We start from the raw sequence: 14048 nt of genomic DNA, 5'->3' as shown, positions 1-14048 counted from the left end.
CAGCGCGCGGATGATCGCGATCGGAGTGGATATCCTGGAGATCCGACGGATGGAGCAGGCCATCGCCCGCTTCGGGGACCGTCTGCTCCGGCGGGTTTTCACGCCGGCCGAACGGCAGGCATGCCGCGGGCGGGTGGCTGAGTATGCGGCCCGCTTTGCGGCCAAGGAGGCTGTCGCCAAGGCCCTGGGGGTGGGCCTTCGGATCATGGCCCGCGAGGGCATCGGATTTCACGACGTGGAGATCCTCCCGGACCACCGGGGACAGCCTCACGTACACCTGCGGGGATGGGCCGCGGAGCGCGCCCGGGTGCTGGGCCTGAAGCAATGGGCGGTGAGCATGACCCACGACGGGGGGTTCGCCATCGCGGTAGTGGCCTCCATCGGAGGGCTTCCCCCTCTCGATCTTCCCTCGGAGCGCCGTTCATGACGGGCTTCCCCCCGCTCCCCTGGCTGCGCCCGCCCGAGCGCTCCCCGGTCCCCCCGGATCCCCGGGACGTGCGGATCGCGGATCTGCTGCAAACGGATCCGGCTGGGGCCCATGTGGCGGTGATCGGCATCCCCTTTGACACCGCGGTGATCGGCCGGCGGGGTGCCCGGGAGGCCCCTGCGGCCATCCGCCGCGCCCTTTATCGGATGACAGCCTTCGATCTGGAGAGCGGGGTAGATCTGGCGGAAGGCCTCCGGCTGGTGGACCTGGGGGATGTGGCCGTGGTGCACACGGATATCCACGAGACCCACCGGCGGGTGACGGCGGTGCTGCGGGAGGTGACCCGTCAGGGCCTGCGCTCCCTGGTCCTGGGCGGAGATCACAGCCTCTCGTATGCCACCCTGCGGGGGGTGATCGAAGGGCTGGGGAAGCCTCTGGGGGTGATCCAGTTTGACGCCCATCATGACCTGCGGGAGCCTCTGGAGGGGGAGATCACCAGCGGAACCCCTTTCCGCCGCCTGCTGGAGGAAGGACTGGTCGAGGGGCGGCATCTGGTGCAAATCGGGCTGCTGGGGGGACGCAACAGCCGGGCCTATTATGAAGTCGCCCGCCGGCATGGCGTCCACATGATCCCGGCGGCCCACGTCCATCGGGAGGATCCAGAAGTCCTGACTGCCCAGGTCTTGGAGGTGGTCACTGCAGGCACCCTTGGGTTTTTCATCAGTTTTGACATGGATGTGTTCGAGGCCGCCTGCGCGCCCGGGGTGTCCGCGCCCAGCCCGGGGGGATTGCTACCCGCGTCGGTGCTGGCGCTGGTGCGGAGGTTGGCCGCCCATCCGGCATGCTGGGGGATGGATCTGATGGAAACCGCTCCACCTCTGGATCCCGATGGACGGACCGTGGCGCTTGCGGCGGCGGTCGCATGGGCCTTTCTGATCGGGCGGGGGATGGTCGGGGTGAAATCCGAATCCGGGATTGACACAGGTCCGCCCGCCGGGCCATAATCATCCCAGACGGGAGGCATACGATGGCGCTGACGGCGGAAGACCTGCGGGATCTGGTGGTCCTCTTAGAGACCCACCCGGAGTGGCGGAAGGTCCTCTGGGCCCTGCTGGCCTCGGAGGAGGTCCTCCGCATGCCCGCCGAGCTGGCTGGGCTTCGGGCGGAGACTGAACGCCGCTTCGCGGAGCTGGCGGAAGCCGTTCGTCGCCTGAGCGAGCTCTTCGTCGCCCACCGTCAGGAGTTCCTGGCTCAACAGGCCCACACGGACGCTCGCCTCGCCGAGCTCACTGAGACCGTTCGTCGCCTGAGCGAGCTCTTCAACACCCACCGTCAGGAGTTCCTGGCCTATCGGGAGGAAACCGATCGCCGCTTCGCCGAGCTGGCCGAAGCCCAGCGCCGGCACTACGAAGAGTTCGCCGCCCACCGCCAGGAGTTCCTGGCCTATCGGGAGGAAACCGATCGCCGCTTCGCCGAGCTGGCCGAAGCCCAGCGCCGCACCGAGGAATCCCTGGCCGCTCACCGCGCCGAAACCGACCGCCGTTTCGCCGAGCTGGCCGAAGCCCAGCGCCGACACTACGAGGAATTCGCCGCCCACCGCGCCGAAACCGACCGCCGCTTCGCCGAGCTGGCCGAAGCCCAGCGCCGCACCGAGGAATCCCTGGCCGCCCATCGCGCTGAAACCGACCGCCGTTTCGCTGAACTGGCCGAAGCCCAGCGCCGGCATTACGAGGAATTCGTCGCCCACCGCGCCGAAACCGACCGCCGCTTCGCCGAGCTCAGCGCCGAGGTCCGCGCCTTGGCCGAAGCCCAGCGCCGCACGGAGGAGATCCTCCAGCAGGTCCTTCTGCGCCAGGAACAGTTCCAGCGCACCCTGGACCACTTCGGCCAGATCATCGGCCCCATCACTGAAGAACATATGGTCCAGGCCCTCCAGGAATGGATCGCCCAGCAGGGCGGCACCCTGCTGACCCCCGTGGTCTCCATCACCCTGGACGGCCTCGGCGAGGTCGATGGCCTGGCCCGGGCCCGCCTGCCCGACGGCCGGGAGGCCTGGTTGTTAGTCTCGGCCAAAGCGAAGGTGTGGGCCCGCTCCATTACCGAGTTCGTGGAGCGGATCCTGCGGCACCCGGAAGCCCGCGAGCGCCTGCAGGCCCAGGGGGTGGGGGATCCGGTGCTGCCGGTGGTGTTCGGACGGGCCCTGGATCATCGGGCCCTGGAGGCGGCACAGCGGGCGCGAGTCGGGCTGCTCATCGGGCGGCAGGGGATGCTCGTCCCCCCCGCCCTCTGGTCCCTCTCGGAGGGCAAACCCCTGGGGCCATCGTCCTGATCTCACCCCTCCCACCACGCTACGGCAGGGGTCCCTCCACCCACTGTCGGGGGTCAACCGGGATCCCCCGCACCCGGATCTCCCAGTGGAGGTGGGCCCCGGTGGAGAGGCCGGTGTTCCCCACATAGCCCAGGAGATCCCCTGCCTTCACCGTCTGACCCTCCCGCACCGCTACGGCCTGGAGATGCCAGTAGCCGCTGCATATACCCCATCCGTGGCGCAGGATCACCGCGTTGCCCCGCACCACCAACGCCTCCGCCAGGGCCACCAGGCCGTCTGCCGGGGCATAAACCGGCGTTCCAGCGCTCCCTCGCAGGTCCAGCCCCTCGTGATAGCTGGAGTAAGGACCCCCATTATACGAGCGACGGGTACCGAACTCGGAGGTCACCTCCGGCCGGGCCACCGGATACCGGAAGGGTCCCTGCCAGCGCCGTTCCGGTTCAAAGGGCGTGCAGGCCGCCAGCACCTTCTCCCGCTCCACACGGAGCAGCTCGGGGTCCAGCAGACCCTGGCGATCGGGCGGCAGGCGGATGGCCTCTCGACCGTAGGGACCAGCCACCACCTGAACCGGAAGGCTCACCTGCACCGTCCGGCCGTCCGAAGTGCGGGCGGTCACCCCCAGGGAATAGACCCCTGGGGCCTGCATGGCGGGCACCGCGATCAAGCCCTCCCCGCCCTCCGGGGTGGGAGCCAGCGGAAAGGCGATGCCCAGGAAGCGCGCCTCCAGGGTAGCCGGCTGGGAAAGCCGCACCCGCACCGGAAAGACCCGTCCCTGCACCGCCGGCGCCGGACCGAGCCGGATGTCTTGGAAGGGTGCCGGCCAGGCGGCCGGCGTCCCAGGGGCCTCCTCGGGGATCCGGAGGAGCTGCCCGACGAAGATCCGGTGGGGGTTGCGAAGGCCGTTCAGGGCCATCAGCCGTTCCACCGTGGTGCCGTAACGCAGGGCGATGCGGTAAAGGGTTTCCCCGGGTTGCACCGCATGAACCCGACCGGAGGGCGAGGGGGAGGCGGTGGAGGCCGGGATGAGCAGGACCTGGCCCACATAGATCAGGTTGGGGTTGACCAGATGGTTGGCCTCCGCCAGGGCTTCCACCGTGGTGCCGAAGCGCGCCGCAATGCGAGTGAGCGTATCCCCGGGCTGGACCGTGTAGCGGACGGGCTCCTGGGCGAAGGCCGGCTGGATCCGAAGCAGGGCCAGCGCCAGCATCAGCCCCGCTACGATGCCCCATCGTCCTCGCGCCATGTCCACACCTCCCCCACATGGGCCTCCCGGAGCAGACGGACCGATCCTTCGATCAGATAGCGGGCCGGGCGCGGAGGGAGATACACCCGGAAGGGACGGGCCTCGACGGCATGGACGATGCGCCCTTCTTCATCCAACCAGATCGCTGCGATCGGGAAAAAGACGAAAAACATATGGATGGCGGTCTCCCAGCGTCCGGCGCGGGGGAACACAAAGAACAGCCCATCCTCCTCATCCAGAGCGCGTCGGAACATCAGCCCGCGCCCGCGACACGCCAGGGAGCGGCATAGCCGCAGCCGGGCCAGGGGACGACCTTCGGCGTTATAGACGGTAACCCATCGCGCGGGCATGGACGGACGCCGATCGTTACGGAGCCTTGTCTCCCCCTTCAGGCCAGGCTCGCACAGCTGGAGCTTCCTCCGCCTTCGCCTGATTCCACAACGCATCCATCTCTTCAGGGGAGAGATCCTGGAGGCGACGGCCGGCCGCAGCGGCCAGCGCTTCCATGCGGCGGAATCGGCGGGCGAAGCGGGCGTTGGCCTCCCGGAGGGCTGCCTCCGGATCGATCCCCCAGTGGCGGGCGAGCTGAGCCAGGGTGAAGAGCAGGTCCCCGAACTCCTCCGCGCGACGCGCAGAGTCCGCCGCGCTGGCGATCTCCCGAAGCTCCTCCCCGATTTTCTCCAGCACCCCCTCCGCGTCGGACCAGTCGAACTTCAGGCGAGCGGCCCGCTCCCCGTAGGCGGCCGCCTGGGCCAGGGCCGGCAGGCCCTTCGGTACCCCATCCAGGGCGGAGGTCTCCGCTCCCCGCCCCGCCTTCTCCCGTTGCTTGATCTGCTCCCAGTTCTCCAGGACCTGGCGGACGCCGCTGACTTTCACGTCTCCGAACACATGGGGATGCCGGCGGCGGATCTTCTCGTTGACGTGGGCGATGACCTCGGCCATGGAGAACTCCCCGCTCTCCACGGCGATCTGGCTGTGGAAGACCACCTGGAGGAGCAGATCCCCCAGCTCCTCCTTCAGGCGGGCCGGGTCATCGGCGTCCAGGGCCTCCAGGACCTCGTAGGCCTCCTCCAGCAGGTTGGCGCGCAAGCTCTGATGGGTTTGCTCCCGGTCCCAGGGGCAACCCTCCGGGGAGCGCAGATGGGCGATGGTGTCCTGGAACGTCTCAAAGGCCCCGGGTCGGGCCAGGGGCGGCACATAGAGCGCCGTCAGGGGCGTGAAATCCGAACGGTGGTCCAGGGCATAAAGCGGGAAGGTAAGGACCCGGGCTTCCGGCAGCCCGGCCGCGTCCAGGAGGGTGACCGGATGATCCGGGGGATACTGGTTCATCAGGGTCAGCTTCACATCCGCCGCCACCGTCCGGCTGTCCAGCTGGGCGATGAGGGCGGGACGGTCAGGGTTCAGGGGGGGATGGTAGCGCTCGGCCAGCTCAAAGGCATCCGCGATCTGCAAGCCGTCCAGCGCGTCCAGCCCGAGGAGCTCCAGGGCCACCTCGATGAAGCTGAGGCCGTGGACGATGCGAACGGGGAGGCCGGCTTCGGCGGCCAGCGCCCGGATCCGAGCCACCGTGGCCTCCCCAACGAAGGGGGAGCCCGGCACGGCGTAGCAAACCCCCTCCGGCCGCCGGCCCAGCTCGACGATGGTCCGGGCGATCCGCTCGTAGACCGCCTCCAGGGTCTCCGCCTCCGCATAGACCGCGTCGAAATCGTGGACGATGAGATGCGGGGGCAAGGCGGCCACCGCCGGATGCCGGCGGGTCCGCACATAGATCTCCCGGATCCCCTGAAGCACCTCCAGCGCCTCGCGGGTCCAGTAGCGGGGATCTCCGGGGCCCAGGCCGAGGATCACGATCATCGCGCTCCCTCCACGTCGGCATCACGACGCAGCCCGGCGGGTCGGCAGATACCATCCGACCGTCCGCCGGGAGCGGACCAGATAGGCGCGGGCGACGCGCTGGACATCCTCGGGGGTCACCTGTTTGAGACGGTCCAGATAGCCTTCGAACCAGGTGTAATCCGCGAAGATCTCGCTCCAGCCATACCAGAAACCCTGGTTGGTGACCGACTCGCTGCTATAGGCGAAATCGGCGCGGGCCTGTTTCAGAGCCTTCTCGAACTCCTCCGGGCGGAGGGGTTCCGTCTGGAGCCGGTCGATCTCCGCATCGATCACGGCCTCGGCCTCCTGGGGATGACGCCCGGGCTGGAGGGTGGCGGTCAGACGATACAGGAAAGGCTCCACCGTTGGGATCAAGGAGCCCTCGATGTCGGCCGCGATCCCGCGCTCCACCAGAGCCCGGTAAAGCCGGGAGGTCTTGTTGGAAGTCCCCCCACTGAAGCTCAGGGATCCGGTTCCCGTGAACACCGCGTTCAGAACCACCATGGGCAGGAAATCCGGGTGGGTGGCCTCGGGGATGAGATAGGCGATCTCCAGATAGGCCGTGTTCCCCTCTCCCTCAAGGACCGTCCGACGCTCCCCGCGGGGAGGCGGCTCCTGGACCCGCAGCCGGGGGATCTCGGGGACGGGACGGATGCGCCCGAAGGCGCGTTCGATGACGCGCAGCGCCTCCGGGATGCGGAAATCCCCCACGGCCACGACCACCGCGTTGTTGGGCGCGTAGTAAGTCCGGTAATGGCGGTAGAGGTCCTCCCGGGTCATGGTCTGCAGGTCTCCGGGCCATCCGATGACCTCGTGGCCGTAGGGATGGGCCTGGAAGGCCAGCGCCTGGACCTGCTCGCTGAGCAGGAAAAGGGGGTTGTTCTCGTAGCCGTGGCGCTCGGAGAGGATGACGGTGCGCTCGGCCTCCACCTCTTTGGGATGGAACAGGGCCTTCGTCATCCGATCCGCTTCGATCTCCGGGGCGATGGTCCAGCGGTCTGAGGGCAGCGTTTCAAAATAGGTGGTGAAATCCAGCCAGGTCATCCCGTTCCAGGCCCCACCTTCCCGGGAGATCAGGCGATCCAGGGTCCCCTTGGGGTAAGTGGGGGTGCCCTTGAAGAGCATGTGCTCCACCCAGTGAGAGATGCCGGTGAGGCCGGTGGGCTCATCCCGGCTGCCCACCCGATACCAGATCCAGAAGGTCACCACCGGCGCGTGATGCTGCTCCTTCAGCACCACGGTGAGGCCGTTGTCCAGGCTTGTTTTGAGGAAGCCGTCCCGGCGCACCGGGCGAGGGCGCCGGCGGCTCCGGGACGGCACGGGGAGAGCGGGGGCGCGTCGGGCCATGGCGCTCACCTCAACAGATGAGGCAGAAGGAAGGCGAGGGCGATCTGGGCGCCGAGGAGCACCCCGGCCAGGACGCCGATGCGGCGCAGATCCCGCCGCACGTAGCTGTAGTCGTAATTGGACAGGCTGGAGGTCGGCCGGCGGGACGGCGGGGGAGCCGCCGGCGAGGGCACGGCCTCTCGCGCGGGCGCGGGCGCTGGGGCGCCCCGCGGGGCCACAGGGGTTGTGCGAACCCGTCGTTTCTTGGCCATATGCGCACACTCCTTTCCGGCTGAGATCCAGAGCGCGGCAGATCCTGGAAGATCCCTCCGGCGCGGCCCGGGCTCAGCGGGCGATCTCCACCGCCCGGGTCTCCCGGATCACGGTGACCTTGATCTGGCCCGGGTATTGCATGGTCTCCTCGATCTTGCGGGCGATCTCCCGGGACATCCGGATGATGGCCAGGTCGTCCACCTCCTCCGGCTTGACGATGATGCGGATCTCCCGCCCGGCCTGGATGGCGTAGCATTCGGCGACGCCCGGGTAGGAGCGGGCCAGGTTCTCCAGCTCCTGGATCCGCTTGAGATACATCTCGAGGGTCTCCCGGCGGGCGCCGGGCCGGGCACCGGAGATGGCGTCGGCGGCCTCCACGATCACCGCCTCGATGCACTCCTGGGGCACCTCGTGGTGATGGCTGGCGATGCAGTTGACCACCTTGGGGGGCACGCCGTAGCGGCGGGCCAGCTCCGCCCCGATCAGGGCGTGGGTGCCCTCCACCTGGTGATCCACCGCCTTGCCGATGTCGTGCAGCAGCCCGCCCATGCGGGCGATCCGCACGTCCGCCCCCAGCTCGGCGGCGATCATGCCGGCCAGCCAGGCCACCTCCACCGCGTGGTGCAGCTGGTTCTGGCCGTAGCTGGTGCGGAACTTCAGGCGCCCGAGGAGACGGATGAGCTCGGGGTGCAGGCCGGTGACGCCGGCGGCGGCGGCGGCCTGCTGCCCCTCCTCCCAGATGATCCGCTCCACCTCCTCGCGGGCCTCGGCCACCACCTTCTCGATCCGCGCCGGATGGATCCGCCCATCCTGGATGAGGCGGGTGAGGGCGATGCGGGCGACCTCCCGGCGCACCGGATCATGGGAGGAGAGGGTGATGGCCTCGGGGGTGTCATCCACGATGATCTCAACTCCGGTGATCTTCTCCAGAGCTCGGATGTTACGGCCGTTCCGCCCGATGATGCGCCCCTTCATCTCGTCGTTGGGCAGGGGCACCACTGAGACGGTCAGCTCAGCGACCTGTTCGCTGGCGATGCGCTGGATGGCCGTGGCGATGATCTCCCGGGCGCGTTCCTCGGCCTGGAGCCGGGCCTCGGCCTCGATCTGCCGGTAGAGGCGGGCCATGTCCTCCCGGGCTTCCTTCTCGACCATCTCCAGCAGGACCTGACGGGCCTGCTCGGCGGTCATCCCGGCGACCTGCTCCAGGGCCGCCCGGCGTTCCTCCTCCAGCCGGGCGACGGCGGCCTGCAGCTGCGCGGCCTGCCGTTCCAGCTCCGCCTGTCGCTCGTTCAGGCGACGCTCCTGCTTCTCCAGACGCTCAGCCCGGCGGTCGAGCTCCTCCCGCCGGTGGCGCAGCCGCTCCTCCTCCTTGCGGAGATCGGCCCGCCACTTGCGAAGCTCGGCCTCGGTGGCCTCCCGCAAGCGCAGGGACTCGTCCTTTGCCTGAAGCAGGAGCTGAGCGGCCTGCTGTTTGGCCTCCTCCACCAGACGCTGCGCTTCCTGTTGAGCGGCCTCGATCTCCCTGCGGAGCTGTCCCCGAACCTGTTGCTTCCCCAGGAACCATCCCAGCGCACCGCCGCCGATCAACCCAATCACGGCGAGCGGGATCCAGATGATTTGCTCCATGGCCGATCCTGTGATGGAAAGGATCTAACGAGAGGGGGATGTTCCCCCTGTCCGGATCCGGCGGGCAGCGGGGGTTCCCGCCTACCCTTCCGGCGCTTCTTCCTCCTCGCTTTCGATATCCAGAGCGCGAAGGACTTCCATCACCAGTTCCCCGTCGAACCCCCGACGGCTCAGGTAGCCGGCCAGCCGCCGCCGGAGGGTCCGGGGGTCCAGGCCTTGCAGACGTCGGGCTCGCTCCCGGGCCAGTCGCAGGGCCAGCGACCGTTCATCCGGGGCGCTCTCTCGGAGGACCTCCCGGATGACGTCGGGGGGGACGCCCTTGCGTCGGAGCTCCGCCTGCAAGGCTCGCCGACCCCGTGGCCGGAAGGCGGTTCGGTTCTCCACCCAGAACCGGGCGAAGGCGTAATCATCCACCAGCCCGGCCCGACGGAGCCGCTCGAGTTCCGCCTCCACCGTGGCGGCGTCAAATCCTTTCTGGCGGAGATAATCGCCGACCTCCCGTTCGCTCCGCGGGCGGTAGCTCAGGAACCGGAGGGCGGCTTCGTGGGCCTGTTCCAGACGATCCCGCTCCTGCAGCTGAGCGATCTCCTCGTCGGAGAGCACCTGGCCCGGCCGCAGCCGGGCGGCCTCCAGGGCCGTCAGGACGAAGGCCCGGCGGCCGTCCAGATACACCGCTACCCGGCCGCTCTTTAAAGCCTGAAGCCGCGTGATCCGACCGCCCATGGGAAGGGGGAAGCGGGAGGCCGCTCACTCCAGCTCCGGGATCGGCGCCGCCTCCTCGGGCGCCTCCGCGCTCACCCCCAGGCGTTTCAGGGAGGCGGCGCGGGCGGCGTTCTCCCGGATCCGTTGCTCCAGCTCCTCCATCAGCTCGGGGTGGGCCTTCAGGAACTCCCGGGCGTTCTCCCGCCCCTGGCCCAGGCGGGTGTCCCCATACATGAAGAAAGTGCCCCGCTTGGTGATCAGCCCGAGCTCAGTCGCCAGATCCAGGATATCCCCCGCTTTGCTGATCCCCTCATTGTAGAGGATGTCGAACTCGGCCTCCCGGAAGGGTGGGGCCACCTTGTTCTTGGTCACCCGGACCCGAACCCGGCTCCCGATGATCTCGCCGCCGGCCTTGAGGTTCTGCAGGCGGCGGATCTCCAGGCGGACGGAGGCGTAGAACTTCAGAGCCATGCCGCCCGTGGTGGTCTCCGGGTTGCCGAACATGGTGCCGATCTTCATCCGGAGCTGGTTGGTGAAGAGCATGGCGGTGTTGGACTGGCGGATGGCCCCGGCGAGCTTGCGCAGGGCCTGGCTCATCAAGCGGGCCTGAAGCCCCACGTGGGCGTCGCCCATCTCCCCCTCGATCTCCGCCCGCGGCACCAGCGCGGCCACCGAGTCCACCACCACGACGTCCACCGCTCCGCTGCGAATCAACGTCTCCGCGATCTCCAGGGCCTGCTCCCCGGTGTCCGGCTGGGCGATGTAGAGGTTGTCCACGTCCACGCCGCACCGTTGGGCGTATTGAGGGTCCAGGGCGTGCTCCATGTCGATGAAGGCCGCGATCCCCCCTCGCTTCTGGGCCTCCGCGATCACATGAAGGCAGAGGGTGGTCTTCCCGGAGGCCTCCGGGCCGTAGATCTCTGTGATCCGCCCGCGGGGGATCCCGCCGACCCCCAGGGCGAGATCCAGGGCCAGGGATCCGGTGGGGATGACCTCCACCGGCTGCTGGGCGGCCTCCCCCAGGCGCATGATCGTCCCTTCCCCAAACCGCTTGGTCAGCGTCAGCACCGCCGTCTCCAGCGCCTTCAGCCGCGCGTCCTTTGTCATCGCTCACCTCTCTGCGCTCAGGCTCCACGCTTTGAAGATAGTTTAACTCAAATCCGGGAAGGCCGGAAACGAGCGGGTCGTGGGGACTCGGGGGGGAAAGGCGAGGCGCATGCGGAACAGGCCCTGGCCCCTCGGGCCGGCTCAGCGCGCCCGTGTCCACGAGACGGCCCACCGCAATGCCCGTGGCTTCAGGCCCTCGACATACTTCGGCCAATCATAGAGCGCCTTGGGATCGAAGTCCGCCCCATTCGGCCAGACCAGGGTAGGGGCCTCCGGGTCGATCGCCACCTGGCGGAACAGCGCCTCTTTTCCGCTCCCGTTCGTGCGTTTATGGATAGACCCTTCCATGCACAGCAAATTTGCTCCTTTAGAGCCCTTCTGGGTAGGATGAAGCGAGAAGGATATCACACGGGTGGAGGCGGATGCGGTTCTTGCTGGATCTTTCCCTGGAAGAGCTGGAGGAAACGCTGGCCGCGTGGGGCGAGCCCTCCTATCGGGCGCGCCAGATTTGGCACTGGGTTTACCGGCGCGGGGCGACGGACTTTGAGGCCATGACGGATCTGCCGAAGGCGCTGCGGGAGCGCCTGACGGAGGCTTTCACGCTCTCGGCCCTCCGGCCCGTCGCGGAGCGGGTCTCCCGGGATGGATGGACCCGCAAGTGGCTGTTCGCCTTGCCGGATGGGGTGAACGTGGAGGCGGTTTTGATGGAATACACCGATCGGCGCACGGCCTGTGTCTCCACCCAGGCTGGGTGCGCCATGGGCTGCCCCTTCTGCGCCACCGGCCAGATGGGCCTGCTGCGCAACCTCACCCCCGGGGAGATCGTGGAGCAGGTCCTCTGGGTCGCCCGCTGGCTGTCCGCCCATGGCGAGCGGCTGACCCATGTGGTGTTCATGGGGATGGGCGAGCCCTTCGCCAATTACGCGCACACCGCCAAAGCCCTGCGCTTGCTCATCCATCCGGAAGGCATGGGCCTGGGCCAGCGCCGCATCACCGTCTCCACCGTGGGGATCGTCCCGGGCATCCGGCGGTTCGCCCGGGAAGGCTGGCAGATCAACCTCGCGATCTCCCTGCACGCCGCCACGGACGAGCTGCGCGACCGGCTGGTCCCGATCAACCGGGTCTATCCTCTGAACGCCCTGATGGCGGCCGTGCGGGATTATATCGAGCAGACCCGGCGGCGGGTGACCTTCGAGTGGGTGATGATCCGAGGGGTCAACGACACGCCGGAGCAGGCATACGCCCTGGTCGAACGCATCCGGGGGATGCTGGCCCACGTGAACCTGATCCCTCTGAACCCCACCCCGGACTTCCCCGGGGAGGCCTCCCCGCCCGAACGGGTGGAAGCCTTCCGTCGTATCCTGGAGAAGGCGGGGATCCCCTGCACCGTCCGGGTGCGCCGGGGGATCGATGTGGCGGCCGGATGCGGTCAGCTCCGGGCTGAAGTCGTCGGCCGGCGTCCGCGGATCGTGCGTCCCATGCTTCAGGAGGCCCAGGCATGAGGGAGGTGAAGATCGCGCCCTCCATCCTCTCCGCCGATCTCCGCTGCCTGGCCCGGGAGGTCGAGGCGGTGGCCCGGGCGGGAGCTGACTGGATCCACGTCGATGTGATGGACGGCCATTTCGTGCCCAACCTGACCTTCGGGATGCCCATCGTGGCGGCCCTGCGGCGGATCACCTCGTTGCCCCTCGACGTCCATCTGATGATCGAGGCCCCGGAGCGGTATCTCGAGGCCTTCGCCCAGGCCGGCGCCGACCGCCTCATCGTCCACGTGGAGGCCTGCCCCCACCTGCACCGGGTGATCCAGGGGATCCGGAGGCTGGGGCTGCGGGCGGGCGTGGCCCTGAACCCGGCCACTCCCCTGAGCGCCCTGGAGGAGATCCTGCCGGACGTGGATCAGGTGCTGATCATGACCGTGAACCCCGGGTTCGGCGGCCAGGCGTTCATCGAACGTATGCGGGAGAAGGTGCGCCGGGCCCGGCGGATGATCGACGCCCTCGACCGACCCATCGAGCTGGAGGTCGACGGCGGAGTGGGGCCGGAGAACGCTTCCGACCTGGTGGAAGCAGGGGCCACGGTCCTGGTGGCCGGGGCTTCCATCTTCGAGGCCCCTGACGGGGCCGAAGCGGCGCTCCGGCGCCTCCGCCAGGCCGTCGAAAACGCCCGCATCCCACGTTTTCCTTGAGAAGCGCCCAGGGCCCGGAACCGGGATTCCGAAACCATCTGCGGAGGGGACCCCGGGATGTCCCTTTACGGCGCGGTGGAGGCCGGCGGCACCAAATTCCTCTGCGCGGTGGGCACCGGGCCGGATCACCTGGAGGCCACCCTGCGCATCCCGACCACGACCCCGGAGGAAACCCTGGCCCGGGTGATCGCTTTCTTCCGGCCCTTCGCCAAAACACTGAAGGCCATCGGGATCGGCTCCTTCGGCCCGCTGGACCTGGATCCCGGGTCGCCCACCTTCGGCACGATCCCTACTACCCCCAAGCCGGGATGGTCCGGGGTGAACCTCCTGCGGCCTTTTCGGGAGGCCTTCGAGGTTCCCATCGGCCTGACGACCGACGTCCAGGCGGCGGCGCTGGGGGAGGGGCGCTGGGGGGCCGCGCAGGGCCTGCACACTTTCGTTTATCTGACGGTGGGCACCGGCATCGGGGGCGGCGCCATCGTCCACGGCCGGATGCTCCACGGGGTATGGCATCCGGAGATGGGCCACATCCGGATCCCCCATGACCGGGAGCGGGACCCCTTCCCCGGGGTGTGTCCGTTCCATGGGGACTGCCTGGAGGGCCTGGCCTCCGGACCGGCGATGGCGGCCCGCTGGGGGCAGCCTCCGGAGGTCCTGCCGCCGGATCATCCCGCGTGGGAGCTGGAGGCGGAGTATCTGGCCCTGGGCCTGGTGAACATCCTGTGCATCCTGACGCCGCAGCGCATCCTCCTCGGCGGGGGCGTCGCCCAGCATCCGGGGCTGCTCCCGCGGGTCCGAGGGCGGATGCAGGCGCTGCTGAACCGGTATCTCCCGGCACCGGCCCTGGAGGGGGACCTGGAGACGTATGTGCTGCCCCCGGCGCTGGGGGAACGGGCCGGGCTGCTGGGGGCTCTCGCCCTGGCGATGGAGATGGCCGGTTGAGGATGCGATCATC

At 68.8% G+C, this 14048-nt stretch carries 15 protein-coding genes; 6 read left to right on the top strand and 9 right to left on the bottom strand.

The features are described 5' to 3' along the window. The first annotated feature begins 10 nt into the window (after positions 1 to 10). From acpS to KNN16_RS13270, 3 genes are read left to right on the top strand one after another with little or no spacing between them, the layout of a single operon-like run. The gene (gene acpS / locus KNN16_RS13280; RefSeq protein WP_299282637.1) at positions 11 to 427 is read left to right on the top strand and encodes a holo-ACP synthase; all 417 of its coding nucleotides are present in this window, start codon (positions 11 to 13) and stop codon (positions 425 to 427) included. Continuing rightward, on the top strand, positions 424 to 1431 hold the full coding sequence (hutG, locus tag KNN16_RS13275; protein ID WP_303897507.1) for a formimidoylglutamase: 1008 nt from the start codon (positions 424 to 426) through the stop codon (positions 1429 to 1431). The genes acpS and hutG overlap by 4 nt, the downstream gene beginning before the upstream one ends. Positions 1432 to 1454: 23 nt before the next feature. Then, positions 1455 to 2756, top strand: a complete 1302-nt coding sequence (locus tag KNN16_RS13270; protein ID WP_303897504.1) for a hypothetical protein — start codon at positions 1455 to 1457, stop codon at positions 2754 to 2756. Positions 2757 to 2775: 19 nt separating this feature from the next. Here KNN16_RS13270 and KNN16_RS13265 read toward each other — a convergent pair whose 3' ends face one another. From KNN16_RS13265 to KNN16_RS13225, 9 genes are all read right to left on the bottom strand, one after another. Continuing rightward, complete coding sequence (locus KNN16_RS13265) at positions 2776 to 3999, bottom strand: LysM peptidoglycan-binding domain-containing M23 family metallopeptidase (protein WP_299282643.1); 1224 nt, start codon at positions 3997 to 3999, stop codon at positions 2776 to 2778. Beyond that, complete coding sequence (locus KNN16_RS13260; protein WP_273088211.1) at positions 3972 to 4349, bottom strand: DUF192 domain-containing protein; 378 nt, start codon at positions 4347 to 4349, stop codon at positions 3972 to 3974. The genes KNN16_RS13265 and KNN16_RS13260 overlap by 28 nt, the downstream gene beginning before the upstream one ends. Before the next feature lie 16 nt (positions 4350 to 4365). Continuing rightward, positions 4366 to 5853: a nucleoside triphosphate pyrophosphohydrolase gene (gene mazG, locus KNN16_RS13255; RefSeq protein WP_303897501.1), complete on the bottom strand. Its 1488-nt coding sequence runs from the start codon at positions 5851 to 5853 to the stop codon at positions 4366 to 4368. Positions 5854 to 5874: 21 nt separating this feature from the next. After that, positions 5875 to 7221, bottom strand: a complete 1347-nt coding sequence (locus KNN16_RS13250; protein ID WP_303897498.1) for a pitrilysin family protein — start codon at positions 7219 to 7221, stop codon at positions 5875 to 5877. Between the two features lie 5 nt (positions 7222 to 7226). After that, on the bottom strand, positions 7227 to 7472 hold the full coding sequence (locus KNN16_RS13245; RefSeq protein WP_299282655.1) for a hypothetical protein: 246 nt from the start codon (positions 7470 to 7472) through the stop codon (positions 7227 to 7229). A 73-nt stretch (positions 7473 to 7545) separates the two neighbouring features. Continuing rightward, the gene (rny, locus tag KNN16_RS13240) at positions 7546 to 9099 is read right to left on the bottom strand and encodes a ribonuclease Y (protein ID WP_299282658.1); all 1554 of its coding nucleotides are present in this window, start codon (positions 9097 to 9099) and stop codon (positions 7546 to 7548) included. Positions 9100 to 9180: 81 nt separating this feature from the next. Continuing rightward, positions 9181 to 9822, bottom strand: coding sequence for a regulatory protein RecX (locus KNN16_RS13235; protein WP_303897493.1), 642 nt, complete (start codon positions 9820 to 9822; stop codon positions 9181 to 9183). 24 nt (positions 9823 to 9846) lie between these two features. Next, positions 9847 to 10908, bottom strand: coding sequence for a recombinase RecA (gene recA, locus KNN16_RS13230; RefSeq protein ID WP_088570507.1), 1062 nt, complete (start codon positions 10906 to 10908; stop codon positions 9847 to 9849). A 141-nt stretch (positions 10909 to 11049) separates the two neighbouring features. Continuing rightward, entirely contained in the window at positions 11050 to 11256 is a 207-nt protein-coding gene (locus tag KNN16_RS13225; protein WP_303897490.1) for a DUF2442 domain-containing protein, read from the bottom strand. Between the two features lie 74 nt (positions 11257 to 11330). Between KNN16_RS13225 and rlmN the strand changes: the two genes are divergently transcribed. The 3 genes from rlmN to KNN16_RS13210 are packed head-to-tail and all read left to right on the top strand — an operon-like array spanning position 11331 to position 14035. Beyond that, positions 11331 to 12410: a 23S rRNA (adenine(2503)-C(2))-methyltransferase RlmN gene (gene rlmN / locus KNN16_RS13220; protein WP_299282672.1), complete on the top strand. Its 1080-nt coding sequence runs from the start codon at positions 11331 to 11333 to the stop codon at positions 12408 to 12410. Then, a complete protein-coding gene (gene rpe, locus KNN16_RS13215; RefSeq protein ID WP_299282674.1) occupies positions 12407 to 13093 on the top strand; it encodes a ribulose-phosphate 3-epimerase in 687 nt (228 codons plus the stop codon). The genes rlmN and rpe overlap by 4 nt, the downstream gene beginning before the upstream one ends. Before the next feature lie 57 nt (positions 13094 to 13150). Beyond that, positions 13151 to 14035, top strand: a complete 885-nt coding sequence (locus KNN16_RS13210; RefSeq protein ID WP_299282677.1) for an ROK family protein — start codon at positions 13151 to 13153, stop codon at positions 14033 to 14035. The last annotated feature ends 13 nt before the right edge of the window (positions 14036 to 14048 follow it).

The sequence above is a fragment of the Thermoflexus hugenholtzii genome (assembly GCF_018771565.1).
Lineage (GTDB): Bacteria > Chloroflexota > Anaerolineae > Thermoflexales > Thermoflexaceae > Thermoflexus > Thermoflexus hugenholtzii_A.
Note: the sequence above shows the minus strand (reverse complement) of the source record. Positions and strands in the feature narration are given on the sequence as shown.